We start from the raw sequence: 22,953 nt of genomic DNA, 5'->3' as shown, positions 1-22,953 counted from the left end.
GAGATTCGGGCGACGGGTGGTTTGCTGGTCACATGAAGGCTGTCACCTATAGCTCCACCGGATCATCGGACGTTCTGCAGTACGGCGAGCGCGAGGAGTCGCACGCCGGACCGGGCGAGGTGCGCGTGCGCATCCGGGTGTCGGGGGTGAACCCCACCGACTGGAAGGCGCGTCGCGGCAGTGGCGACGATCAGCTGCCGCGCCCGCAGGTGCCGAACCAGGATGGCGCGGGCACCGTGGACGAGGTCGGCGACGGCGTCACCGGGTTCGCCGTGGGCGACAGGGTCTGGGTCTGGGATGCGGCCTACCAGCGTCCCGACGGCACGGCGCAGGAGTTCGCGGTGCTTCCCGCGCGCCAGGTGGTTCCACTTCCGGATGGCGCGTCCTTCGATGTCGGCGCCTCCCTCGGGATCCCGGCACTCACCGCGCACCGGGCGCTCACCGTGCACGAGGGCGGCCCGTCGGAGCTCTCGCCCGGCGCACTCAGCGGTCGTACGGTGCTGGTCGCCGGGGGTGCGGGAGCGGTCGGGCACGCGGCCATCCAGCTGGCCGTCTGGGCAGACGCCACGGTCATCGCCACCGTCAGCAGCCACGAGAAGGCCGAGCTGGCGAGGGCGGCCGGCGCGCACCACGTCGTCAACTACCGCGACGGAGACACCGCCCAGGCCATCGGAGCGCTCGCCCCGCGCGGCGTGGACATCGTGGTCGAGGTGAACGCCACCGCCAACGCCGAACTGGATGCGCGGATCGCGGCCCCCAACGCCTCCATCGCCATCTACGCCGACAGCCCCGGCGAACCGGCCGTCACCATCCCGGTGCGCCCGAGCATGGGCAAGAACCTGCGCTTCCAATTCGTCCTCACGTACACGACGACGGCGGAGTCCAAGGACGCCGCCGTGCGTGCCGTGTCCGCTGCCGTCGCCGACGGAGCGCTGCCGGTCGGCGCGGAGCACGGGCTGCCGCTGACGCGGTTCCCGCTCAGCGAGACGGCCGCTGCCCACGACGCCGTCGAGGACGGCATCGTGGGCAAGGTGCTCATCGACGTGGAGTGACCGCGCGGGCCCGCCCGACCTGCACCACCAGGGCGATCACCGCGGCGAGCGCGATCGCCACCGTGTAGCCGAGCGCTGTCGGCAGCAGGCCGACCACGCTGATCAGCTCGCCGGCGACGAGCGCTGGCACGCCGTACGCGATGTAGCTGACCAGGAAGATCCCGGCGAACAGTTCTGCGCGCTGGTTGTTCGGGGCGAGCGGGGCAAGCATCCTGAGCATCGAGGAGAACCCGGCGCCGAACCCGGCGCCCGCGATCACCGCTCCGGCGAACAGCAGCCAGAGCACCGCGAACCCGATGCCGGCCGCGGCGACCGCGATGCCGACGATGATCGCGCCCATCGAGACGATGGCCGTGGTGCGGGCGGGCGCCCGGGTGAGCAGCAGCCCCGCCGTCGCTCCGACGGCGGGCGGCACGGCCACGATGGCGCCGTTGAGCAGACCGCTGTCGAGGTGGAAGACGCCGCTCAGGATGGACGGCGAGAGTCCGATGAACAGCCCGGCGAGCATCCATGTAGCCACGAACAGCGGGATGGCGCCGACGAACTCCGCGCGGGCGGCCCGGGGCACGACGAGCCGCGGGATGAGCGAGTTCACCGCTCCTGGCCGCCGCGTCACCGTCTCGCGGGAGCCGATCACCACGAGGAGACCGGCCACGAACAGCACGACGAGGCTGACGAAGACGAGCGTGGTCGGCTGCGGCACGAACTGCACGGCGAGCCCGGTGAAGAACGCCCCGAGGGCGATGCCGCCGACCGGGGCGGTGCTGCCGATGGTCGCGCCGAGCTTCTTGTGGCGCTCGGGCGCCAGCTCGACGATCGCGGCAGTGAAGGTGCTCATCGCCGCGCCGGTCGCGACGCCCTGCACGGAGCGGGCCGCGATGATCCAGCCGATGTCCTGCGCGAACAGGAACATCAGCATCGCGACCACCTGCAGCGCGAGCGCCCCGATCAGCACGGGTCGCCGGCCGATGTGGTCGGAGAGCGAGCCGGCGACCAGCAGGGTCACGAGGAGGGTGATCGCGTAGATCGCGAAGGCGACGGTGAGCAGCCACGGGGCGAAGCCCCACTCGTGCTGGTAGAGCACGAAGAGCGGGCTGGGGGCGCCGACAGCGAGGGCCACGGCGACGAACGCCAGGGACGTGCCGACGAAGGCGGGCATGGGGCCCAGGCCGCGCCGGGAGGCGCGGGTGGCGGGGATCGCTGCGACCGGGATGGTGCGCGTCTCTTCGGCTGTCGTCATCATTCCTCCAAAAGCAAATCTGATTGCTTTAGGGATGCTAGCCCCATGCGCACTTCAAAAGCAACAGTTTTTGCTTTAAGCTATTCCGTATGGAAACAACGACCACACCGTCGAGGCGGACGGGCGGACGCAGCGCCGCGGTCATCCACAGCGTCAGGACGGCCGTGGAAGAGCTCGTCAAAGAGCGCGGCCAGGACCGCGTGACCGTTCCGATGATCGCCGAGCGCGCCGGCGTCAACCCCACGAGCATCTACCGCCGCTGGGGAGACCTGCCCACCCTCATCAACGACATCGCCACCTACCGGCTCGACCCTGAGCGTCCGCTGCCCGCCAGCGGCAGCCTGCGCGACGACCTCACCGCCTGGGCGAGCGAACTGGTCGCCCACTACCGCAAGCCGGTGAACGCCGCCCTTCTCCGCGGCGGGGCGGGCGCGGCGGGTGAGCGCACCTCCGACTGTCTCCGCAACCGGCGCGAGGAGGCGACCATGTTCGTCGGACGCGCAGCAGAGGAGGGCCTCACGGCCGACGACATCGTCGACGGCGTCGTCGCGCCCATCGTCTACCGCGCCATCTTCCAGCCCTGGCGGCTCGACGACGACACGGCCGGCGAGCTCGTCGCCCGGCTCTTCCGCCACGCGGCCTGAACCGCCACGCATCTGAATCCGCACGCCCCCTGAACCTCCGGCACACCACGGGCTAGGGTCGGGAGGGTGAGTCGGGAACGCAGCCAGGACGAGCGCGCCGCTGCGCGCTCCGGCTGGGCCGTCGGCATCGCCACGGCGGCGTATGGGGTCTCGTTCGGGGCACTGGCGACCGCATCCGGGCTCGACGTCTGGCAGGCGTGCGTGCTCAGTCTGCTGATGTTCAGCGGGGGCTCGCAGTTCGCGCTAATCGGCGTGCTCGCCTCCGGTGGCGTCGCGGCCGGCGGTTCGGCCATCGCCGGGGCCGCGCTGCTCGGCGTGCGCAACTCGTTCTATGCGCTGCGCCTCTCCCGCATCATCGGGCCGGGCTTCTGGCGGAGGGCGGCTGCGACGCAGTTGACCATCGACGAGTCCACCGCCGTCGCGACCGCCCACCAGGAACCGCGGGCACAGCGCATCGGCTTCTGGACCACCGGCCTCGTCGTCTACATCGGCTGGAACCTGACCACCCTCGCGGGCGCCCTGCTCGGCAACCTGATCGGCGACGTCAAGGCGTACGGGCTGGATGCTGCTGCGGCCGCCGCGTTCCTCGGCCTGCTCTGGCCGCGGCTCAAGGCCCGCCAGACGCAGGCCGTCGCCGTCGCGGCCGGGTTCGTCGCCACCCTGCTCACGCCCTTCCTGATGCCGGGCCTTCCCGTACTGGCCGCCGCGGCGGTGGCGATCCTCGTCGGAGTCTTCAACCTGTTCGGGCAGCGCTCGGACCCACCGCATCCCGAGGCCATCCCGATGGAGAGGGAGGTGGAGCCGTGACCACGTGGAACATCATCCTGCTGGCGTCGATCGCGGTCCTCGCCCTCAAGGCGGTGGGCTGGCTGGTCCCGCCGAAGGCTCTCGACCACCCGACGGTCGCCCGCGTCAGCGACCTTCTGACGGCCGCACTCCTCGCCGCCCTGATCTGCGTGCAGACGTTCGGTGCAGGCCAGGCCCTCCAACTGGATGCGCGCCTCCCGGCCGTCGCCATCGCCGCCGGCCTCTACGCCCTCCGCGTGCCCTTCATCGTCGTCGTCCCCGCCGCTGCGGTCGTCGCCGCGCTCATCCGCCTGCTCACCTGACCCCATCGCGCCCGCGGTGTCGGCGGCGGTTCGTATGCTCAGGACGCAGCGGGCCGGGCTGCGGACCCGAGAAGGAGAGCAGTGGGCGCGTGGCACCCGGTGACGAACGCGCAGGCGAGCGAGTGGCTCCTGCGGCAGGGGACGCTCGGCGGCCCGTACGCGGTGGTGCGGCGGTTCGCGTTCGGCGACCCGAACCGGCCGGACGTGTGGTTCCGGGTGGTCACCTGGGCGCCGACTTCGGAGGGTCGCGAGCTGATCGGCTGGTGCCGCACCCTCGAGGCGGCGGCCGCGGCGGGCTGGGACTTCCGCTGCGCCGAGGAGTCGTGGCGCCACCACCTGGCGGCGAAGCGGGTGGATGCGGCGTCGATGGCCCGCCAGCGTCCTCCGGCTTCGGAACTGGTCAGGTTCTATCGCGCGGCATTGCGACGTCGGCCGAGCGAGAGCACGATGGACCGCACACCATCCGGAAGGCGGACATGAGCGAACCCGACGACGTCGACCCGGCCGACGGCAGAACCGAGAGCGCACCCCAGCGTGCAGATCGCAACTGGGTGGAGATCCTGCAGGAGCTGCGCGTGACGCAGACCGGCACGCAGATCATCAGCGGCTTCCTGCTGACGATCGTGTTCCAACAGCGTTTCAGCGAACTCGACGGCTTTCAGGTGAGCTTCTACCTGGTGCTCGTGGTGCTCTCCGCGGCCTGCACAGCGCTCGGCCTGGCGCCGGTCGCGCTGCACCGCCAGCTGTTCCGCCACCACGAGAAGGTGCAGACCGTCGCGATCGCGAACCGGCTGCTGCGGACGACCCTCGCCCTGGTGGCGCTGCTCACGAGCGGTGTGGTGTTCTTCGTGTTCGACGTGACGGTCGGCCCGACGGCCGGGATCGTGGCGGGCGGCGTCGTGCTCGCCGTGCTCGTCGTGCTGCTCTACGTGTTCCCGCGGGCCGTGCTCCGCCGGGTCAGCCCGCGGCAGCCATCGGAGTGACACCCCTGACCACGGCTCCGACCGGGGCGACCGCGGCGGCGGCGGCAGCGGCCCCCGGGGAAGCCGCGGGCGTCACGTCACCGATCACCGCGGCCACGTCGTCGAGCACCGTCTCCACTGTGCGCACGGCGGCATCGTCGCCCGACGCCACGGCACGCGCGAAGTCGAGCACCCGCTCGCGGCAGAGGATGTGCTGCGCGTCCGGGGTGAGGTAGAGGTAGCGCAGCACGCGGAGGTGCACCGTCTCGATGGCCTCGGCCAGCACCTGATTGTCGATCGACGCCAGCGCGATCAGCAGCACGCGCTGGAACGTCTCGATCGGCGAGACACCCTCGTCGCGCTCCAACCGCCCGGCCACCAGGCGCAGCTCCAGCTCGTCGCCGTCCGTGCGCAGTCTCAGGGCCTCGGCGATCGCATCCGGATAGAGCCTCCTCAGCACCATGATGGCGTCGGCGATCTCGGCATCGACCAGCGGAGCGACACAGGTGAAGCGGTTGGGCGCCGTCTTGACCAGTCCCAGCGTGACCAGACGGCTGAGCGCCTCGCGGACCGGGGTGCGGGAGACACGCAGCCAGGAGGTGAGCTCGGCGTCTTTGAGTCGTTCGCCCGGAACGAAGCCGCCGTTCAGGATGCGCGTGAGCAGCACCTCGAAGACATCGTTGCGCAACAGCCTGCGGTCGGCCGTGAGCGCCGGCATACCGGTCGGGAAAGTCGAGACCTCGTCAATTGTCATGGGTTGGTTGATTCTTCCTGTTCACGGATACAGAGGAGAGCCACTGCGGTCAGAGGGTCGGGTTCTCTGGTTTTGAATTGGGCCCCGGCCGGTAACAGCCGGGGCCCACCGCGGCCACGAGGGGGGAGTCGCAGCCGCGCACTGGCCGGATACCCGAATCACGGCCAGAGTCTAGGAGTGGCGAGCTATCGCCAGGTTATATTTATAGTTTATCATTGAGCATCTAAGCTTCACAACCTCTTATTGAATAAGGAGCTCCCATGCCGATGCCGACAGATCACGTCGCCCGGGTTTCCCTCTCCGACGAGGCGTATACGCGCATCGAGGCGGCGATCATGGACGGCACTCTCGAGCCGGGCGAGCGCCTCCGCGATCCCGAGCTCGTGCAATGGCTGGGAATTTCGCGCACCCCCATCCGGCACGCGCTCGACCGCCTCCTCGAGCAGGGCCTCGTCGAGATGGAGCGCAACCGGTACACGAGGGTCGCCGCCTTCGACGTCGACGGCGTGCGCTCCGCCATCGAGGTGGCGGGCGACCTCTGGGCCGGCGCTGCTCTCCGCAGCCACGGGTTCTGGCCGGACGACGACCTCCACCTCCTCGACGACATCGCGGAGACCCTGGTCGAGGCGGCAGGAGACAACGACACCAGCCGCTACGTACGCGCCTTCGAGCACCTGGCCACCATGTATGTGCGGGTGGAGGGCAATCCGGTGCGGCTGCGCGCCCTCTCCAACGTCATGCCGCAGGTGCGCCGCATCGCCCGCAAGCTCAACAACCAGGTGAACACCGAGGCCGTCCGCGAGTTCGTCGGCGGCCTGAGCACCGCGACCAGGGCAGGGGACGGCCCGGCGGCCGCCGCGCAGGTCAGTGCGTACATCGCCCGCATCGGCGGCGTGCTCGGCACCTTGAAAAGCTGACACGCGCATCCCGGGCTGGCACGGTCGGGAAGATCCGTGCCAGCCCCGATGCCTCGGCTGCACACCCCCGAATAGCCTGGCGTCAGACGTTCGACCGGGGGCGAACATCCGGGGGGAACCAGAGATCGAGGTCGGAGCGGGAAACCGCACCGGCCTCGATCTTCGTCTGCTAGCGCTCGACCACGAATGCGACGTGACGCCGGAGCACGGTCATCGCGTTCCGCAACGCCCTGTCCGTTCCGCAACTCGCCTGCGCGACGAGCCCCACTCCCGCACCGGCGAAGACGCGCACCAGCGCTGCGTCGTGCCGGGTGACGCCGGAGTCGACCGGCGCGAAGACGATGCGCAGCACATCCATCGTCGCGCCAGCACCGGATGCTGCGGTGTCGTTGAGCGCGACGACGGAGCGGGCGCGCAGGGCCCGGTTCTCGTGCAGGTCGCTGGTCGCGTCCACGAGGGCGGCGGAGGAGCGGGCGTCGTCCCCGTCGATCACGTAGTCCTCATCGGCGACGTCGAAGCGGTCCAGGCTGACCAGGCAACCGGTGCCGCGCTGCCGGTATTCGATGTACTCGGCGTCCCCGCCGGGCTCGACCGCCCATCCGGAGACGCGGTCGAGGTCGGTGTAGAAGGAGATCGCGCCGGCGTCGGCCTCGCTGAGAGCCGAGCCGTCCGCGAAGGTGAGGGACGCGGGGCGCCCGGCCATTCCTGGCATGCAGCCTGCCAGCAGCACGGCGACGGCGACGGCCCCGGCGCACGCCGCCACGACCCGGGATGCAGCACGACGGGATGCGGTTCTCGCGAGCACGTCCACCCCCCTTCCACTCGTCCCCATCCTCGCACGCACCGCCCGCGGCGGACAGCACGAAGGCCGGACCCCGATCGGGGTCCGGCCTCGTGTGTCTCGCTGCTGGTGACTACTTGGTCAGCGGCTCGAGGGTCGGGTCGTTGGCGTACGCCTTCGCCGCGTTCTCCTTGGTGACGACGACCGGGGTGAGCAGGTAGGCCGGGACGACCTTCACGCCGTTGTCGTACGACTTGTCGTCGTTCGTCTCAGGCTTCTTGCCCTGCTGCAGGTCGGAGACCATCGCGATGGCCTGCTTGACCAGCGCGCGGGTGTCCTTGTTGATGGTCGAGTACTGCACACCGGCCATGATCGACTTGACCGACTCGGCCTCGGAGTCCTGACCGGTGACGATCGGGACCGGCTTGCCTGCGCCCTGCACCGAGGTGATGATGGCGCGGGCCAGGGTGTCGTTCGGCGACAGGACGCCGTCGAGCTCGGTCGAACCGTAGTTCGCGGCGAGCAGGGTGTCCATGCGGGTCTGCGCGTTCGCCGGCAGCCAGCCCTGGGTCGAGGTCTGCTTGATGTCGGTCTGCTTGGAGACGACCGTCAGCGTTCCGTCGTCGATCTTCGGCTTGAGGATCTTCATGGCGCCGTCGAAGAACACCTTCGAGTTCGCGTCGTCCGGCGAACCGGAGAACAGCTCGATGTTGTACTTCGTCTTGTCCGGGTACTTGGCCTTCATGCCGTCCAGCAGGGCCTGGCCCTGGAGCTCGCCGACCTTCTCGTTGTCGTACGCGACGTAGTAGTCGACGTTCGGCGAGTTGAGGATGAGGCGGTCGTACGCGATGACGGTCGCGCCGGCGTCGTGCGCGGCCTTGGCCTGCGCGGCGAGCTGGCCACCGTCGACGGCGCCGATGATGACGACCTTGGCGCCGTTGGTGATCATCGACTGGATCTGCGACTGCTGGTCGGAGACGCCAGAGCCACCGGCGTACTGGACGTCGCCCTTGAAGCCGGCGTCCTTGAGCCCGTTGGTGAACAGGTCACCGGCGAGAACCCAGTTCTCCGACGTCTTAGTCGGGAGGGCGACGCCGATCGTGGCGCCCTTGTCGAAGCCGGCGGCTCCGGTGGAGTCGCCCGACGAGCCACGGCTCGAGCAGCCCGAGAGGGCCAGCGCGGCGGCAGCAGCGACGGCCACTGTCGCGAGTGCGATTTTGCGCATCTGTGTATTTCGCTTTCTCTTGTTGAGGTGGTGCAGGGATGGAACAGACGGGTAAGTCTTAGGGGGGATGGATCAGTTGGTCAGCGAGCGCGAGCTCGCTTCGGCGGAGTCGGCGTCCGGCACGACGGCCGGCTGGTCGGCTCCGGCGGCGTCCACGCCCTTCTCGCGGCGCTGCGTGAGTCTGCCGATCAACGACGGACCCCCTCGGCGCTTCGAGTAGACGTCGATGCCGACGGCGATGAGGAGCACGAGGCCCTTAATGATCTGCACCTTGTCGGAGGTGACGCCGAGCAGCTGCAGGCCGTTGTTGAGGACGGCGATGACGAGACCACCGACGATGGAGCCTGCGACGGTTCCGATACCACCGGAGACCGCTGCACCACCGATGAACACAGCGGCGATGGCGTCGAGCTCCCAGCCGAGGCCGTCCTGCGGTCCGGACGAGATCGAGCGGGCGACCGAGATCATGCCGGCCAGTGCTGCGAGCACCGACATGTTCATCATCACGAAGAAGTTGATCCGCTTGATCTTGACGCCGGACAGCTCGGCAGCGTGCCAGTTGCCGCCGACCGCGTAGATGTGACGGCCGAAGATCGTGCTGCGGGTCACGAACGAGTAGACGATCACCAGGATGCCCAGGATGATGCCGGAGACGGGGAAGCTGGTGCCGATGCGGCCGCCGGCGAAGAGGAACGCGGCGTAGATGACGACGGCGTCGAGCACGAGCACCTTGAAGACGCTGACCCAGAGCGGCGCCTTCTCGGAGCCCATCTTGGTCTGGTTGCGGCGGGTGCGCCACTCCATCACGGCGATCACGATCGCGATGATGAGGCCGAGCAGCAGCGTCGAGTTGTTGTAGCCGAAGTCGGGTCCCCAGTCGGGCAGGAAGCCGCCGCCGATGAAGGTGAAGCCGTCGGGGACCGGGATGGTGTTCGCGTTTCCGATCAGCTGGTTGAGGCCACGGAAGATGAGCATGCCGGCCAGGGTCACGATGAACGCGGGAACGCCGACGTATGCGACCCACCAGCCCTGCCAGGCGCCGATCGCGACACCGATCAGGAGGCCCAGGATGATCGCGAGCGGCCACGGAACGTGCCAGTCGGTCATCGACTTGGCGACCACGATGCCCACCACGGCGGCCACGGAACCGACCGACAGGTCGATGTGGCCGGCGATGATCACCATGACCATGCCGATCGCCAGCACGAGCACGTATGCGTTCTGGTTGACCAGGTTGATCAGGTTCACCGGCTCGAGCGTCTTGCCGCCGGTCAGGATCTCGAACAGGATGATGATGACGACGAGGGCGCCGAGGATGCCGAACTGGCGTCCGGTCGACTGGCCGCTTCCGAACATCTTGCCGAGGTCGCGGATACCCCCGGACTTCTTCTTTTCGGGAATCTGTGTGGTCATTATCGGGCAACCCTCTTCTTGGCGGATGTCATGCTTTTCAGGAGCGTTTCTGGGGTGGCCTCCGCGATCGGAAGCTCATTGGTGATCTGGCCCTCGAAGATCGTGTAGATGCGGTCCGAGATGCCGAGCAGCTCCGGCAGTTCGGAGGAGATGACGATGACGCCCTTCCCCTGCGCTGCGAGCTGCTGGATGATGCCGTAGATCTCGAACTTGGCGCCGACGTCGATGCCGCGGGTGGGCTCGTCGAGGATGAGCAGGTCGGGGTCGGTGAACATCCACTTGGCCAGGACGACCTTCTGCTGGTTGCCGCCGGACAGCGTGCTCACGCCGCGTTCGACATCCGGGGTCTTGATGCGCAGGCTCTTGCGGTACTCCTCCGCGATCGCGAACTCCTGCTGGTCGTTGACCACGTTGAAGCGCGAGATCTTCTTGAGCTTGGCGGAGACGATCGACTCCTTGATGTCGTCGAGGAGGTTGAGGCCGAGCACCTTGCGGTCCTCGCTCACGTACGCCATCCCGTTGTCGATGGCGTCGCTGACGTTGCGGACCTGGATCTGCTGGCCGTCCTTGTAGAGCTCACCGGAGATGAAGTTGCCGTACGAGCGGCCGAAGATGCTCATCGCGAGCTCGGTGCGTCCCGCGCCCATCAGCCCGGCGAAGCCGACGATCTCGCCGCGGCGGACGAAGAACGACGAGTCCTTGACCACCAGGCGCTCAGCGACCTGCGGGTGCTGCACGACCCAGTTCTTCACCTCGAAGAACTTCTCGCCGATGTTGGGCGTGTGCTCGGGGAAGCGGCTCTCGAGCGTGCGGCCGACCATCCCGCGGATGATGCGGTCCTCGTCGACGCCGTCCGCCTTCACGCTGAGGGTCTCGATGGTGCGGCCGTCGCGGATGATCGTGATCTCGTCGGCGACGCGCTCGATCTCGTTGAGCTTGTGGCTGATCATGATCGAGCTGATGCCCTTGCTCTTCAGCCCCAGGATGAGGTCGAGCAGGTGGGCGGACTCCGCCTCGTTGAGCGCGGCGGTCGGCTCGTCGAGGATGAGGAGCTTGACCGACTTGTTCAGAGCCTTGGCGATTTCGACCAGCTGCTGCTTGCCGACGCCGATGTTCTTGATCGGGGTGTCAGGGTCGTCGCTGAGGCCGACGCGCGCGAGCAGCTCGGTGGCGCGGGTCTTGGCTTCCTGCCAGTTGATGACGCCGCCGCGGCCGGGCTCGTTGCCGAGGAAGATGTTCTCGGTGATCGACAGCTCCGGGATGAGCGCCAGCTCCTGGTGGATGATGACGATGCCCTCGTGCTCGCTGGACCGGATGTCCTTGAAGCGCATCTCCTGGCCGTTGTAGACGATGTCCCCGGTGTACGTCCCATACGGGTACACGCCGGAGAGGACCTTCATCAGCGTGGACTTTCCTGCACCGTTCTCGCCGCAGATCGCGTGGATCTCATCGGCCTTGACGGTGAGGGAGACATCCTCGAGTGCCTTCACACCAGGGAACTCCTTGGTGATCGCGCGCATCTCCAGGATGACTGCGTTCGACGGCATCGTCGCTCCTTCGGGTTGTTGCTAACTGCGAACCATCTGCCTAAGTAGTAAACGCTAAGTTCGGGCTTGGCGTCAAACAGTGAACACAACAAGTAAATAACGGTCTGGATGTTTGCGGCGCGGTCTGCGTCGGTCGCGCGTCAGTCTCGCCCGGCGAGCGAGGCCTGGATCACCAGCGCGGCAGCCCCCAGCGACTCCGCCCTGTCGCCGAGGGACGACATCCGGACGGTGGTGGTCTCGCCGATCACCGGGATGGCGTTCTGCAGGATCCCGTGCCGGATGGGGTCGAGCAGCGCATCCCCGAGCCCGGCGAGCGGGCCGCCGATCAGCACCAGCTCCGGGTTGATGACGTTGGCGATGTTGGCGATGGCCTGGCCGATCGCCGAGCCGGCGTCGCCGACGACGCGCAGGGTGGCCGGATCGCGCTGGAGGCCCTTGCGGAGGATGTCCTCCGTGGTCACCGGCGTCTCGGACCCGCGGCCGAGGGATTCGAGCATCACCGTGGTGGACGCGACCGTTTCGAGGCAGCCGCGGTTGCCGCAGCGGCAGATCACGCCGTGCTCGGTGACCGGTGTGTGCCCGAGCTCTCCGGTGATCCCGAGGTAGCCGTAATACGGCTGGCCGTTGAGGATCAGCCCTGCACCGATGCCGGAGCCGATCTTCACGAAGATGAGGTTCCGCACGCCCCGGTTGGCGCCCCAGGTCACCTCGGCGAGCGCTCCGAGATTGGCGTCGTTGTCCACGACGACGGGGAAGCGGAAGGCGTTCTCGAGGTCGCGCAGGTTGACGCCGACCCACTCCGGCAGGATCGCGCCCTGCAGCACGGTGCCCGTCCTGCGGTCGATCGGGCCGGGGATGCCGACCCCGACGGACAGGACCGACTCGCGCTCCCAGCCGTTGGCGGCGAGCATCCTGTCGATGAGGTCGGAGGCGGCCTGCAGGCTCTCGTCCACGTCGTAGCCGAGCGGGAGGGCGATGGCCTCCTCGGCGAGCACCTCGTAGCCGAGCGTCGTGAGCACGATCCTGACGTGCCTGCGACCGAAGTCGACGCCGACGGCGATGTCGCCGGTGTCGGTCAGCTGCACCAGCAGGGCGCGCCGGCCGCCGCTGTTCACCGGGGAGGTGGCGACCACGCCTTTGGCCGCCATGTCCCTGACGATGTTCGAGACGGTGGCGGTCGACAGTCCCGTTCCGCGCGCAAGCTCCGCCTGGGTCGAAGGGCCGTTGGCGAGGAGGAACTCGAAGAGTCGCTCCTGGTTCAAGTGCCTCAGTGCGCCTTGCGACCCGGGGTTGCGTGCGCCACGTACGAGAGAGCCCGAAGTGGCGGTCATGCGATAAGGGTGCAGGAGAGGAGTGTTGTAGTCAAGTTGTGAACGTAACCCCACGGTTGGGGCACAACGTGACTTCAGCTTTCTCAGACGGTGGGCGCGCGGGATGCCTCCCGTTGCTCCGCCAGATTCCAGACCTCGCCGACGACCATCCCGCCCGGGCCATCGCCGGTGGTCACGAAGTGGTCGACGTACGGGCCGATGAACGCCTGCCAGCGGGCGTTCGCCTCGTCGTTGTCGAGCGCATCCATCGCCGCGGCGAAGTCGTCGCAGTCGACCAGGTGGAAGAGGTCCCTGCCGCTGCGCCAGATGGTCCAGTCGTGGATTCCTACCCGCGCGAACGACGCGACCAGGTCGTCCGGGATCGTGGCGTGCGCCTCCTCGTAGCCGGATTCGTGGCCGTCGCGGACGACGGAGTGGAGGGCGACGCGCATAGTGTTCTCCGTGTTCTCCTGCAGTGTTGGAATACTATAGGAAATAGTAATAGGGTTCATGGACGAGCGAAAGGACCCTCGATGCCCACTCTGCCGACCCCGACGATGCGATTCCAGAGACTCGGCCAGCCAGGAGCGGAGATCCCCGTCGTGAGCGACGGGACCACCACCTGGGATCTGCGCCGGCTCACGGCCGACATCGACGGCGCCTTCCTTGAAGCAGACGGCCTCGCTCGTGCGGCGGAAGCGGCCGCCGCGGGCGAGCTGCCGACGGTCGACCTCGCCGGGATGCGCGTCGGCGCGCCGATCGCCCGGCCGACCGCCGTCATCTGCATCGGGATGAACTACGCGGCCCACGCGCGCGAATCCGGCTCCGAGCCGCCCAGCGACATCGTCGTGTTCTACAAGCACCCCAACACGGTCGTCGGGCCGGACGACGCCGTCATCATGCCACCGGGATCGACCACCACCGACTGGGAGGTGGAGCTCGCCGCGGTGATCGGGAAGCGCGCCAGCTACCTCTCGTCGCCGGCCGAGGCGCTCGACCACGTGGCGGGTTTCACTGTCGCCAACGACGTGTCCGAGCGCGAGTACCAGCTGCAGCGCTCGCTCGGGCAGTGGAGCAAGGGCAAGAGCTTCGCGACGTTCAACCCGCTCGGTCCGTGGCTGGTGCCGACCGCATCCATCGGCGACGGCTCGGGACTCGGCATCTGGTCGACGGTCAACGGCGAGCAGCGCCAGAAGTCGACCACGAGCGACCTGATCTTCAGCGTGGCCGAGATCGTCTACCGGCTCAGCCAGTTCACGGTGCTGGAACCGGGCGACCTGATCAACACGGGGACCCCGGAAGGCGTCGGACTGTCCGGCCGGTTCCCGTACCTCGCGCCCGGCGACGTGGTCGAGCTGGGCATCGACGGACTCGGACAGCAGCGCACGACCGTGCGCGCGGCCGACTGACGCAGGGAGAGACGACGATGTCGCAGAACTTCGCAGGACTCGTGGCCGCGGTCACGGGAGGCGCATCCGGGCTCGGCAGGGCGATCGCCGACGAGCTCGCATCCCGGGGGGCACGGGTGTTCTGCCTCGACCTCGACGCCGCGGCCGTCTCGGCGCCGCACACGGGCATCCGGTGCGACATCGGCGACGACGCCAGCGTGCGCGACGCGATAGCCGCCGTGGTGGCCGACGCAGGGCGATTGGACGTGGTGGTCGCCAACGCGGGCATCGGAGCGCAGGGCGACGTGCTCGCCAACGACGACGACGAGTGGATGCGCGTGCTCAACGTGAACGTGATCGGCTCGGCCCGCACGATCCGCCACGCGCTGCCGCACCTGCAGCAGTCACCGTCCGCCGCCGTGGTGCTGACCAGCTCGATCGCGGCGTGGGCCGGGCTCCCCCAGCGCGTGCTGTACTCGGCGTCGAAAGGCGCGGTCTCGGCGATGACGCTCGCCATCGCCGCCGACTGCCTGCCGCTCGGCATCCGCGTCAACGCGGTCGCCCCCGGCACGGCCGACACCCCATGGGTGGGCCGCCTGCTCGACGCAGCCACCGATCCGGATGCGGAGCGCGCAGCCCTCGCCGCCCGCCAGCCGAACGGCCGCCTCGTGCAGCCGCAGGAGGTCGCGGAGGCGGTCGCGTACCTCGCGTCGCCGACCTCGGCGTCGACGAACGGCGTCATCCTGGCGGTCGACGGCGGCATGTACTCCCTGCGCCCGCGGCGCTAGCGGCTGCGCCGGACCGGCTGCCCGAGGGCTAGACGACGGCCGGGACGGCGAAGGTGTGGGCGGCGAGAGAGGCCTCGTGCATCTCCATGCCGATGCCGGGGGTGAGCGGGGCGCGGTAGCGGCCTCCCGTGACGTCGACCGGCGAGACGAAGTGCTCGTGCAGGTGCTTGGTGTACTCGATCATCCGGCCGTCCTGGCTGCCGGAGACCGCCACGAAGTCGAACATCGAGAAGTGCTGCACGGCCTCGCAGAGGCCAACGCCGCCCGCGTGCGGGCAGACCGGCACGCCGAACTTGGCGGCGAGCAGCAGGATCGCGATGTTCTCGTTGACGCCGGCGACGCGGGTGGAGTCGATCTGCACGATGGAGGCTGCTCGCGCCTGGAGCAGCTGCTTGAACAGCACCCTGCTCATCCCGTGCTCCCCCGTCGCGACCGGCACCGGGGCGATGGCCGCGGCGATTGCGGCGTGGGCCAGGATGTCGTCGGGGCTGGTCGGCTCCTCCACCCAGGCGAGGCCGAACGGTTCGAGGGCGTGGATCCACTCGATGGCCTGGTCGCGGTCCCAGCGCTGGTTGGCGTCGATGGCGATCCGGATGTCCTGGCCGACGGTCTCGCGCGCGATGCCGAGGCGCCGGATGTCGTCGTCCAGGTTGTCGCCCACCTTGAGCTTGATCTGCTCGAAGCCCTCCTCGACGGCCTCGCGCGCCAGGCGGCGCAGCTTGTCGTCGGAATAGCCGAGCCAGCCGGGCGTGGTCGTGTACGCGGGGTAGCCGACGGCGAGCAGGTCGGCCTCGCGCTCTGCGCGGCCGGGGAGCGCATCCCGGAGGATCGCGATGGCTTCGTCGCGGGTGAGCGCGTCGCTCAGATAGCGGAAGTCGACCAGGCCGGCGATCTGCTCCGGCGTCATGCGGGAGAGGAGCTGCCAGAGCGGGAGGCCGGCGCGCTTGGCCTTGATGTCCCAGAACGCGTTCACGACGGCGCCGATGGCCATGTGCATGACGCCCTTCTCCGGGCCGAGCCAGCGCAGCTGCGAGTCGTAGACGAACTCGCGCCAGAAACCGCCGAGGTCGTCGAGGATCGCCTCGACGTCCCGCCCGATCACCCGGTGGGCGACGGCGTCGATCGCCGCGACCTGCACATCGTTCCCACGGCCGATGGTGAACACGAACGCGTGTCCTTCGTGGCCGTCCGGGGCGTCGGTGGTGACCCGCAGGTATGCGGCCGAGTAGTCCGGGTCCGGGTTCATCGCGTCGGAGCCGTCGAGCATGGCCGACGTCTCGAACCGGACGTCCAGTGTTTCGAATCCTGTGACGATGCTCACGCGCATCCCTTTCCATCCATCGCCGAGCACCCTCGCGTCGACTGATAGACAACATCCTATTGGATATAGGTGGATATGCGCGAATTTGCCATCGCTGGACGTGGTGGCTTCGTGCGGAGAACGCGCGCGCAGGCCCGGCGTGTCCTCCGTTCGAGCGGAGTTTTCGGGCGCGACCGTGATGAACTCCGCTGGAACGGAGATCCGAGGCGCGGACGTCCGGCGCGGGATGGGAGTGCGACGGAGCTCGGGCGCGGCCCTGCGGGTCAGCTGTGCTGGTCGGCGTGTGCCAGGCTGGCGGAGATGCGCGTGTACGACTTGGTGATGTGGTCGAGCATCGCCCTCTCGGCGGCCTCGGCGTCACCGGCGCGCAGTGCTTCGAGGACGGCCTCGTGCTCGCCGGAGGTCTCCTCGACCACGCCGTGCTTGAAGTAGACGCGGTACTGGTGCATGTGCGACCGCAGCCGCGCGATGGCGTCGGAGAGCAGCGCGTTGCCGGAGTGCTCGGCGATGATGCGGTGGAAGGCCGCATCCTGGTCGGCGAAGTCGCGGTAGTCGCGGAACCGGTCGTCCCCGCTCTGCGCCGCCTCTCCGCTGGCGTGCATGGCGTCGCAGAGCTCTTCGAGTTCCGCGAGCGTCTCCGTGGTGAGCTCGCCCACCGCCTTGCGGGTGGCGTACGGCTCCATCAGACGCCGCATCTCGAAGAGCTGGCGCAGGCCCTCGCTGTCGAGCAGCGGCGCGGCGGTGTAGCCCTTGAGCGCCTGCTTGACCACCAGGCCCTCCGATTCGAGGCGTGCGAGGGCCTCGCGGACCGGGGTCGGGGAGACGTTGAGCTGGCGGGCGATGCCGTCGATGCTGGCCCGGCTGCCCGGCTCGATGATCTGGTCCATGAGCAGGCCGAGGACGGCGTCGTACACGTCGTCGGCGAGCGCCCTCCTCGCGGGGAGGAAGTGCGCGCCTGGTGCTGATTCGGTGCTCATGCAGACATCGTATGGCTTCGTCGGAGGGAAAGAGAGGATAGAGGATGCAGGATTCTCACGGCAGAAGTCCCGCCTCGGAAAGCTCCGCCCAGAGCGCATCCGGCACGGGAACTGCGGCCAATCCGGCGTTTCTGGTGATCTGCGCTGCCGAGTCCGCGCCGAGCACGACCGTGGCGACGGCCGGGTGGCGCAGCGGGAACTGCACAGCCAGCTGCGGCACGGTCACGCCGTACGGCGCGGCGATATCGGCGATGCGGGAGACGCGCGCGAGCAGCGCATCCGGGGCGGCGCCGTAGTCGTACGTCGCGCCCGCCACCGGGCGGTCGGTGGCCAGGATGCCCGAGTTGAACACCGCGGCGACGGCCACGGACACCCCGCGCTCCGCGGCGGCCGGCAGCAGGTCCTGCTCGGCCGACGGGTCGAGCAGCGTGTACCGGCCGGCGCACATCACGATGTCCAGGTCGGTCTCCCGCACGAACCTCGTCAGCATCGCCGACTGGTTCATGCCGGCGCCGTACGACTGGATGACGCCCTGGGCGCGCAGCTCGTCGAGTGCGGGGAACGCGCCGTCCAGCGCCTCCCGCTCGTGCTCATCCGGATCGTGCACCAACACCACGTCGATGCGGTCGAGGCCGAGCCTGGTCAGCGAGTCCTCGATGGACCGCAGCACGCCGTCGCGCGAATAATCCAGCCGGCGGCGCAGGGTCGACGGCACCGCGAACAGGTTTCCGAGGTCGGTGTCCCCCTCGCGATAGTCCGGGTTGGGCTCCAGCACGCGACCGACCTTGGTCGACAGGACGAACGCATCCCTCGGGTACTCTTGCAGACCGGCGCCCAGCCGCTTCTCCGCGAGGCCGAGGCCGTAGTGCGGGGCCGTGTCGAAGTACCGGATGCCCGCCTCCCACGCCGCGGGCACGATGCCGGGCCACACGTCGTCGCCGAGCGGCCGGTAGAGGTTGCCGAGGGCTGCGACGCCGTAGCCGATCGGCCCGACCGTCAGGCCGCCCCGGCCGAATGTCCGGGATGCGGTGGCCGTGTTCACAGTGTCCATTCTGGTCAGCTCACCCTCAGATCGTCGATCGCGTCGAGGTCCCACTCGATGCCGAGCCCCGGCGTGGTCGGCGCGACGCCCGCGCCGTCGCTGACGGTCATCTCGCTGCGCGTCACCGCGCGCAGCTGCGGGATGTGCTCCAGGTAGAGCGCGTTCGGGATGGCGCAGCACAGCGAGACGTGCAGCTCCATCAGGAAGTGCGGGGCGACAGCGACGTTGAACGCCTCGGCGAGGTGCGCGACCTTCAGCCACGGCGTGACCCCGCCGACCCTGGCCACATCCACCTGCACGATCGACGCCGCACCGGACTGCAGATACTCGCGGAAGTGCCCGACCGAGTAGATCGACTCCCCCACGGCCACCGGCAGACTGGTCGCCTCCGCGAGCCTGCGGTGCCCTGCGACGTCTTCGGCGGGCAGCGGTTCCTCGAACCAGAAGATGTCGAGCTTCTCGAACAGGGCCGCTCGACGGATGGCCTCGGCGGCGGTCATCGACTGGTTGGCGTCGACCATGATGTCCATGCCGGGGCCGACGGCATCCCGCACGGCGGCGAGGCGTTCGAAGTCCTCGTGCCCGCGCGGCTTGCCGACCTTGATCTTCACCCCGTGCATCCCGCGCGCCTTCGACTCGACGGCCTGCGCCACCAGCTCCTCCGCGCTGAAGTGCAGCCAGCCGCCCTCGGTGTCGTACAACGGGATGCTCGGCCGCGCTCCACCCGCCGCCACCCACAGCGGCAGGCCGGCGGCGACGCAGCGCGCATCCCAGACGGCGGTGTCGACGGCGGCGAGCGCGAGCGACGTGATCGCACCGACCGTGGTGGCGCGGGTGGACGAGAAGAGCGCGTGCCACACCGCCTCCGGACGGTTGGCGTCCATCCCGAGCAGCACGTCGAGCAGGCCGGATCGCAGCAGGCTGAGCACGGCGCCGCCTCCGGTGCCGATCGTGTAGCTGTAGCCGATCCCCTCCACGCCGCCCGCTGTCCGGATGCGCACGAAGATCGTCTCCTGCTTCACGAACGACTGCACGGCGTCTGTGCGGACCGTCTCCACTTCGAGGTCGCTCAGCCAGGCCTCCGCGAAGACGATGGTGCCGTCCACGGCGATGCGGTCGATGGGCGGTGCGAAGGTCATCTGCTCTGCTTTCGGGGTGGGGTGGGTGCCGGAGGGGCCGGTGCCGGCGGTGCCGGTGCGTGCGACGACGGCCATCACCGGCCGCCGAAGCCGCCGAGCGCGACGCCCTTGATGAGCTGGCGCTGCAGCACGGCCACGATGATCAGCGACGGGATGATCGCCAGGGTGGATGCGGCCATCATCAGGCTCCACTGGGTGCCGTGCTCTCCGGTGAACATCGACAGGCCGAGGGGCACGGTCGCGAGCTCCTGGCTGTTGATGATGATCAGCGGCCACAGGTAGGAGTTGTAGTAGCCGACGAACGAGAACACGCCGAGCACGGACAGCGGTGCCGTGAGCTGCGGCAGCAGCACCGACCAGAGCGTGCGGAACCGGGAGGCGCCGTCGATCAGCGCGGCCTCCTCGAACTCGATCGGGATGGTGAGGAAGAACTGCCGGAGCAGGAACGTGCCGAACGCGGTGAACGCGAACGGGATGATCAGCGCCGCGTACGTGTCGACCAGGCCCAGCTGGTTCATCATGATGAACAGCGGGACGACCAGCACCTCCTGCGGCAGCACGAGCGTGAGCACGTAGAGCAGGAACAGGCGGTCGCGATACTTGAAGCGCAGCCGGGAGAACGCGTACGCGGACAGCACGGCGACGATCACCGACAGCAGTGCGCCCATGATCGCCACGAAGAAGCCGTTGAAGATGAAGCGCCCGAACGGCACCAGGGTCCACGCATCCACGAAATTGGACCACTTCACCTCGGAGCCGATGAACGACGGCTTCGCCGAGAACACCTCGGACTCCGGCTTGAGGGCCGAGAAGAACATCCAGATGAACGGGAAGGTGAACACCAGCGCCACGACGGCCATCACCAGGGTGTTCAGCCAGGTCTTGGCGGCCGTGACCTTCTGGGCGCGGCGCAGGCGGGGCTTGCGGGTCAGCGTCTCACTTGTCATAGTTCACCCACTTCTTCTGCCCGGCGAACTGCAGGGCGGTGATCAGCATCACGACGATGAACAGGATCCACGCCAGCGCCGACGCGTAGCCGAGCCTGTCGAAGACGAAACCGTTGCGGTACAGGTAGAGCACGAACGTGTTGGTCGACTCCCCCGGACCGCCCTGGGTCAGGATCTGCGGCTGCACGAACACCTGGAACGCACCGATCATGGTCATCGTCATGGTGAAGAACAGCGACGGGGAGATCATCGGCAGGATGATCGACCGCAGCCGCTGCCAGGCGCTCGTGCCGTCCATCCTGGACGCCTCGAGGATTTCCTTCGGGATGCTTCCGAGACCGGCGGAGAGCACGATCACGTTGTAGCCGAACGACTGCCACACCGACATCGCGATCACCGAGAACAGGGCGAACGACGCGTCCGACAGCCAGCTGGGACCCTGGATGCCGACGGATGCGAGCGCCGAGTTCACGAGGCCGTTGTCGCTCAGCAGCAACCGCCAGACCAGGGCGTTCGCCACCATCGGCGTGATGGCGGGGAGGAAGAAGATCACGCGCCAGAAGCCGGAGAACTTGATCCTCGTGTTCAGCCACAGCGAGACGGCCAGTGCGAGCACCAGGTTGAGCGCTGTGTAGACGAACGCGAAGATCACCGTGTTGATCAGGACCGTGTAGAACGTGGGGTCGGAGAACAGCTTCTGGTAGTTGGCGAACCCGACGAACGTCGGCGAGCCGAACAGCGGCCACTCGAACAGGCTGATCACCAGCGAGCCGAGCAGCGGCACCAGGATGAAGAACGTGAACCCCGCGAGGCCGGGCCACAGGTATGCGAGGGCGACGAGGCCGTCGCCCTTCCGCTTCCTGGTGCCCCGCGGCGGGGTGGGGTGGGGCACGCCGAACGGGCGCGTCTCCGTCGATTCGGGCGCGGCGGACGCCGCCGTCTCCTTCGAGACGACGGCGCCCGAGATCAGCGGGGAAGCCATGCGGCTACTGCCCCACCGAGTTCTGGATCGTGTTCATCACGTCCTTGGCCGTCTTGTCACCGCGGTACCCTTCGACGCCGTACTGGGTGAACAGGGTCTCCACCTGGTTCCAGGTGGGCGTGGTGAGCTGCGCGGTGGCGTTGCCGAGCAGCGCCTGCACGGCGGCAGCGGCCTCGGGCGTCTTGCCCTCCGCCCAGGCGGACTGTGCGTCAGCCCTGGACGGGACGATGCCGCGCTTCTCCGCCTGGCCCTTGAGCACGCTCGTGTCCGTCATCGCCTGGATGGCCTTGAACGCGCCGTCCGGGTCCTTGCAGTTCTTCGCGATGCCGAAGCCGGAGCCGGCCGTCATGCCGTGCGCCTCGCCCGACGTGCTCGGGACGATGGTCACGCCCATCTGGAACTTGGCCGCCGAGGCGAAGGTGCCGTACATCCACGGTCCCTCGATCAGCATGTCGGTCGAGCCACCGGTGAACGCGGCCTGCGCCACATCGGAGCCGTCCGCCGCGTTCGGCGCAGCCGCGATGCCCTCCTTGCTGACCAGGTCGAAGTACGACTGCACCTGGTCGACCAGCTTGGAGTTGGTCAGGTCGAGCTTCCCGCCCTTCACGGCCTCTGCACCGTCTGCGATGGCCCAGGCGTTCGGGATGAAGAAGCCCGGCTCGATCGCGAGCGCCTTGTGGTCGCCCGTGGTGAGCTTCTTCGCGTCGGACAGGAACTGCTCGCGCGAGTACGTCGTGCTCGGCAGCTCCAGGCCGGCCTTCTTGAACGCATCAACGTTGTAGTAGAGGACGATCGGCTCTGCGTCGTACGGGATGGCGCGGATCGTGCCGTCGACCGTCATGCCCTTGAGCATGGACGCGTCGAACGCCGAGGTGTCGAGCTTGTACTTCTTGATCAGGTCGTCGAGCGGCATGAGCAGCCCGCCGAGTTCCTGGGCCCGCGCGGCCTGCGTGGTGAGCAGGCAGGGCGGGTTGGAGCCGCTGAGGCGGGTCTTGACCTTCGTCCAGTAGTCGTTGAAGCTCGGGCCGTCGATGGTCACGTCGAGCTTCGGGTCGACCTTCTTGCCGAGGTCGATGAAGCCTTCCCACTGGTCGCGGTCGCTCTGACTGCTGACCCAGGTGTACATCGAGATGGGGCCGCCGGAGGCGTTGCCCCCGCCTCCGCCCGCACATCCTGCGAGCGCCGTGAGGGCTCCTGCCAATACGATTGCGGTTCCGATACGTCCCGCCGCGCGCGTGGTTCGTGGTGTCACTTGCTGTGCCTCCTCCATTGGATTCATCAAATGTGATCGCCTACTGAGCCTGCTGTTCCGCGGTCTCGCTCCGAGGGGCGGATCCGCGATCCTATAGGGTCTTTGATATAGGTTATGGGGAGCATAAGCTGCTGCGCCCCGGCCGGTCAAGTAGTCGACCCGG

General features: G+C 68.5%; 24 protein-coding genes. 9 read left to right on the top strand and 15 right to left on the bottom strand.

The window, feature by feature from the left end; all coding sequences use genetic code 11:
* Nucleotides 1–32 precede the first annotated feature (32 nt).
* The gene (locus tag B7438_RS01325) at nucleotides 33–1,052 is read left to right on the top strand and encodes an NADPH:quinone reductase (protein WP_085367524.1); all 1,020 of its coding nucleotides are present in this window, start codon (nucleotides 33–35) and stop codon (nucleotides 1,050–1,052) included.
* Here the strand turns inward: B7438_RS01325 and B7438_RS01320 are convergent.
* Nucleotides 1,036–2,292 carry an MFS transporter gene (locus B7438_RS01320; RefSeq protein WP_085367663.1) on the bottom strand — a complete coding sequence of 419 codons (1,257 nt, stop codon included), beginning with the start codon at nucleotides 2,290–2,292 and terminating at the stop codon, nucleotides 1,036–1,038. The two genes, B7438_RS01325 and B7438_RS01320, sit on opposite strands and share 17 nt — an antisense overlap.
* An 89-nt stretch (nucleotides 2,293–2,381) precedes the next feature.
* Here B7438_RS01320 and B7438_RS01315 point away from each other — a divergent pair, with 89 nt between their 5' ends.
* The 5 genes from B7438_RS01315 to B7438_RS01295 all read left to right on the top strand — a co-directional run bounded on the left by B7438_RS01315 (nucleotide 2,382) and on the right by B7438_RS01295 (nucleotide 5,028).
* On the top strand, nucleotides 2,382–2,936 hold the full coding sequence (locus B7438_RS01315; protein ID WP_085367523.1) for a TetR/AcrR family transcriptional regulator: 555 nt from the start codon (nucleotides 2,382–2,384) through the stop codon (nucleotides 2,934–2,936).
* A gap of 66 nt (nucleotides 2,937–3,002) precedes the next feature.
* The gene (locus tag B7438_RS01310; protein ID WP_085367522.1) at nucleotides 3,003–3,743 is read left to right on the top strand and encodes an AzlC family ABC transporter permease; all 741 of its coding nucleotides are present in this window, start codon (nucleotides 3,003–3,005) and stop codon (nucleotides 3,741–3,743) included.
* Nucleotides 3,740–4,045, top strand: coding sequence for an AzlD domain-containing protein (locus B7438_RS01305; RefSeq protein ID WP_085367521.1), 306 nt, complete (start codon nucleotides 3,740–3,742; stop codon nucleotides 4,043–4,045). Before B7438_RS01310 ends, B7438_RS01305 begins: the two co-directional genes overlap by 4 nt.
* An 81-nt stretch (nucleotides 4,046–4,126) precedes the next feature.
* Entirely contained in the window at nucleotides 4,127–4,525 is a 399-nt protein-coding gene (locus tag B7438_RS01300) for a hypothetical protein (RefSeq protein ID WP_085367520.1), read from the top strand.
* Nucleotides 4,522–5,028 (top strand): DUF6328 family protein, encoded by a 507-nt coding sequence (locus B7438_RS01295; RefSeq protein WP_085367519.1) that lies wholly within the window; start codon nucleotides 4,522–4,524, stop codon nucleotides 5,026–5,028. Before B7438_RS01300 ends, B7438_RS01295 begins: the two co-directional genes overlap by 4 nt.
* On the opposite strand, the gene B7438_RS01290 is transcribed toward B7438_RS01295, so the two are convergent.
* Nucleotides 5,003–5,761 carry a GntR family transcriptional regulator gene (locus tag B7438_RS01290; protein ID WP_085367518.1) on the bottom strand — a complete coding sequence of 253 codons (759 nt, stop codon included), beginning with the start codon at nucleotides 5,759–5,761 and terminating at the stop codon, nucleotides 5,003–5,005. The two genes, B7438_RS01295 and B7438_RS01290, sit on opposite strands and share 26 nt — an antisense overlap.
* Before the next feature lie 260 nt (nucleotides 5,762–6,021).
* On the opposite strand from B7438_RS01290, the gene B7438_RS01285 reads away from it, so the two are divergent.
* Entirely contained in the window at nucleotides 6,022–6,678 is a 657-nt protein-coding gene (locus B7438_RS01285; RefSeq protein WP_085367517.1) for a GntR family transcriptional regulator, read from the top strand.
* A gap of 169 nt (nucleotides 6,679–6,847) precedes the next feature.
* Here B7438_RS01285 and B7438_RS01280 read toward each other — a convergent pair whose 3' ends face one another.
* From B7438_RS01280 to B7438_RS01255, 6 genes are all read right to left on the bottom strand, one after another.
* Nucleotides 6,848–7,483, bottom strand: coding sequence for a hypothetical protein (locus B7438_RS01280; RefSeq protein ID WP_143465499.1), 636 nt, complete (start codon nucleotides 7,481–7,483; stop codon nucleotides 6,848–6,850).
* Between the two features lie 109 nt (nucleotides 7,484–7,592).
* Nucleotides 7,593–8,684: a sugar-binding protein gene (locus tag B7438_RS01275; protein ID WP_085367515.1), complete on the bottom strand. Its 1,092-nt coding sequence runs from the start codon at nucleotides 8,682–8,684 to the stop codon at nucleotides 7,593–7,595.
* A gap of 72 nt (nucleotides 8,685–8,756) precedes the next feature.
* Nucleotides 8,757–10,097, bottom strand: coding sequence for a multiple monosaccharide ABC transporter permease (gene mmsB / locus B7438_RS01270; RefSeq protein WP_085367514.1), 1,341 nt, complete (start codon nucleotides 10,095–10,097; stop codon nucleotides 8,757–8,759).
* The gene (gene mmsA, locus B7438_RS01265) at nucleotides 10,097–11,644 is read right to left on the bottom strand and encodes a multiple monosaccharide ABC transporter ATP-binding protein (protein ID WP_085367513.1); all 1,548 of its coding nucleotides are present in this window, start codon (nucleotides 11,642–11,644) and stop codon (nucleotides 10,097–10,099) included. Before mmsA ends, mmsB begins: the two co-directional genes overlap by 1 nt.
* A 140-nt stretch (nucleotides 11,645–11,784) precedes the next feature.
* On the bottom strand, nucleotides 11,785–12,975 hold the full coding sequence (locus B7438_RS01260; RefSeq protein ID WP_085367512.1) for an ROK family transcriptional regulator: 1,191 nt from the start codon (nucleotides 12,973–12,975) through the stop codon (nucleotides 11,785–11,787).
* 83 nt (nucleotides 12,976–13,058) lie between these two features.
* Entirely contained in the window at nucleotides 13,059–13,406 is a 348-nt protein-coding gene (locus B7438_RS01255) for an L-rhamnose mutarotase (protein ID WP_085367511.1), read from the bottom strand.
* A 105-nt stretch (nucleotides 13,407–13,511) separates the two neighbouring features.
* On the opposite strand from B7438_RS01255, the gene B7438_RS01250 reads away from it, so the two are divergent.
* Together B7438_RS01250 and B7438_RS01245 are read left to right on the top strand one after the other, a co-directional pair.
* Nucleotides 13,512–14,363, top strand: coding sequence for a fumarylacetoacetate hydrolase family protein (locus B7438_RS01250; protein ID WP_085367662.1), 852 nt, complete (start codon nucleotides 13,512–13,514; stop codon nucleotides 14,361–14,363).
* A 17-nt stretch (nucleotides 14,364–14,380) separates the two neighbouring features.
* On the top strand, nucleotides 14,381–15,130 hold the full coding sequence (locus B7438_RS01245; RefSeq protein WP_085367510.1) for an SDR family NAD(P)-dependent oxidoreductase: 750 nt from the start codon (nucleotides 14,381–14,383) through the stop codon (nucleotides 15,128–15,130).
* Nucleotides 15,131–15,158: 28 nt separating this feature from the next.
* Here B7438_RS01245 and B7438_RS01240 read toward each other — a convergent pair whose 3' ends face one another.
* The 7 genes from B7438_RS01240 to B7438_RS01210 form a co-directional block, all read right to left on the bottom strand.
* The gene (locus tag B7438_RS01240) at nucleotides 15,159–16,451 is read right to left on the bottom strand and encodes an enolase C-terminal domain-like protein (protein ID WP_085367661.1); all 1,293 of its coding nucleotides are present in this window, start codon (nucleotides 16,449–16,451) and stop codon (nucleotides 15,159–15,161) included.
* A 263-nt stretch (nucleotides 16,452–16,714) separates the two neighbouring features.
* Nucleotides 16,715–17,428 (bottom strand): GntR family transcriptional regulator, encoded by a 714-nt coding sequence (locus B7438_RS01235; protein ID WP_085367509.1) that lies wholly within the window; start codon nucleotides 17,426–17,428, stop codon nucleotides 16,715–16,717.
* 55 nt (nucleotides 17,429–17,483) lie between these two features.
* Complete coding sequence (locus B7438_RS01230; protein ID WP_256921821.1) at nucleotides 17,484–18,470, bottom strand: aldo/keto reductase; 987 nt, start codon at nucleotides 18,468–18,470, stop codon at nucleotides 17,484–17,486.
* Nucleotides 18,471–18,484: 14 nt separating this feature from the next.
* A complete protein-coding gene (locus B7438_RS01225) occupies nucleotides 18,485–19,684 on the bottom strand; it encodes a mandelate racemase/muconate lactonizing enzyme family protein (protein WP_247597222.1) in 1,200 nt (399 codons plus the stop codon).
* Nucleotides 19,684–20,556 carry a carbohydrate ABC transporter permease gene (locus B7438_RS01220; RefSeq protein ID WP_085367507.1) on the bottom strand — a complete coding sequence of 291 codons (873 nt, stop codon included), beginning with the start codon at nucleotides 20,554–20,556 and terminating at the stop codon, nucleotides 19,684–19,686. Before B7438_RS01220 ends, B7438_RS01225 begins: the two co-directional genes overlap by 1 nt.
* On the bottom strand, nucleotides 20,546–21,538 hold the full coding sequence (locus B7438_RS01215; protein WP_085367506.1) for a carbohydrate ABC transporter permease: 993 nt from the start codon (nucleotides 21,536–21,538) through the stop codon (nucleotides 20,546–20,548). The genes B7438_RS01220 and B7438_RS01215 overlap by 11 nt, the downstream gene beginning before the upstream one ends.
* 4 nt (nucleotides 21,539–21,542) lie before the next feature.
* Entirely contained in the window at nucleotides 21,543–22,790 is a 1,248-nt protein-coding gene (locus tag B7438_RS01210; RefSeq protein ID WP_256921820.1) for an ABC transporter substrate-binding protein, read from the bottom strand.
* Between the last annotated feature and the right edge of the window lie 163 nt (nucleotides 22,791–22,953).

Source organism: Leifsonia sp. NCR5 (assembly GCF_002105485.1).
GTDB lineage: Bacteria > Actinomycetota > Actinomycetes > Actinomycetales > Microbacteriaceae > Leifsonia.
This window is presented reverse-complemented; position numbering and strand designations above follow the sequence as displayed.

Bases quoted from the DNA above. Each gene is read 5' to 3' on its own strand.
- B7438_RS01225 (WP_247597222.1), bottom strand. From the start codon at position 19,684: ATGGCCGTCGTCGCACGCACCGGCACCGCCGGCACCGGCCCCTCCGGC.
- mmsA (WP_085367513.1), bottom strand. From the start codon at position 11,644: ATGCCGTCGAACGCAGTCATCCTGGAGATGCGCGCGATCACCAAGGAG.
- B7438_RS01215 (WP_085367506.1), bottom strand. From the start codon at position 21,538: ATGGCTTCCCCGCTGATCTCGGGCGCCGTCGTCTCGAAGGAGACGGCG.
- mmsB (WP_085367514.1), bottom strand. From the start codon at position 10,097: ATGACCACACAGATTCCCGAAAAGAAGAAGTCCGGGGGTATCCGCGAC.
- B7438_RS01275 (WP_085367515.1), bottom strand. From the start codon at position 8,684: ATGCGCAAAATCGCACTCGCGACAGTGGCCGTCGCTGCTGCCGCCGCG.
- B7438_RS01290 (WP_085367518.1), bottom strand. From the start codon at position 5,761: ATGACAATTGACGAGGTCTCGACTTTCCCGACCGGTATGCCGGCGCTC.
- B7438_RS01295 (WP_085367519.1), top strand. From the start codon at position 4,522: ATGAGCGAACCCGACGACGTCGACCCGGCCGACGGCAGAACCGAGAGC.
- B7438_RS01220 (WP_085367507.1), bottom strand. From the start codon at position 20,556: ATGACAAGTGAGACGCTGACCCGCAAGCCCCGCCTGCGCCGCGCCCAG.
- B7438_RS01255 (WP_085367511.1), bottom strand. From the start codon at position 13,406: ATGCGCGTCGCCCTCCACTCCGTCGTCCGCGACGGCCACGAATCCGGC.
- B7438_RS01285 (WP_085367517.1), top strand. From the start codon at position 6,022: ATGCCGATGCCGACAGATCACGTCGCCCGGGTTTCCCTCTCCGACGAG.
- B7438_RS01250 (WP_085367662.1), top strand. From the start codon at position 13,512: ATGCGATTCCAGAGACTCGGCCAGCCAGGAGCGGAGATCCCCGTCGTG.
- B7438_RS01315 (WP_085367523.1), top strand. From the start codon at position 2,382: ATGGAAACAACGACCACACCGTCGAGGCGGACGGGCGGACGCAGCGCC.
- B7438_RS01320 (WP_085367663.1), bottom strand. From the start codon at position 2,292: ATGACGACAGCCGAAGAGACGCGCACCATCCCGGTCGCAGCGATCCCC.
- B7438_RS01325 (WP_085367524.1), top strand. From the start codon at position 33: ATGAAGGCTGTCACCTATAGCTCCACCGGATCATCGGACGTTCTGCAG.
- B7438_RS01260 (WP_085367512.1), bottom strand. From the start codon at position 12,975: ATGACCGCCACTTCGGGCTCTCTCGTACGTGGCGCACGCAACCCCGGG.
- B7438_RS01235 (WP_085367509.1), bottom strand. From the start codon at position 17,428: ATGAGCACCGAATCAGCACCAGGCGCGCACTTCCTCCCCGCGAGGAGG.
- B7438_RS01245 (WP_085367510.1), top strand. From the start codon at position 14,381: ATGTCGCAGAACTTCGCAGGACTCGTGGCCGCGGTCACGGGAGGCGCA.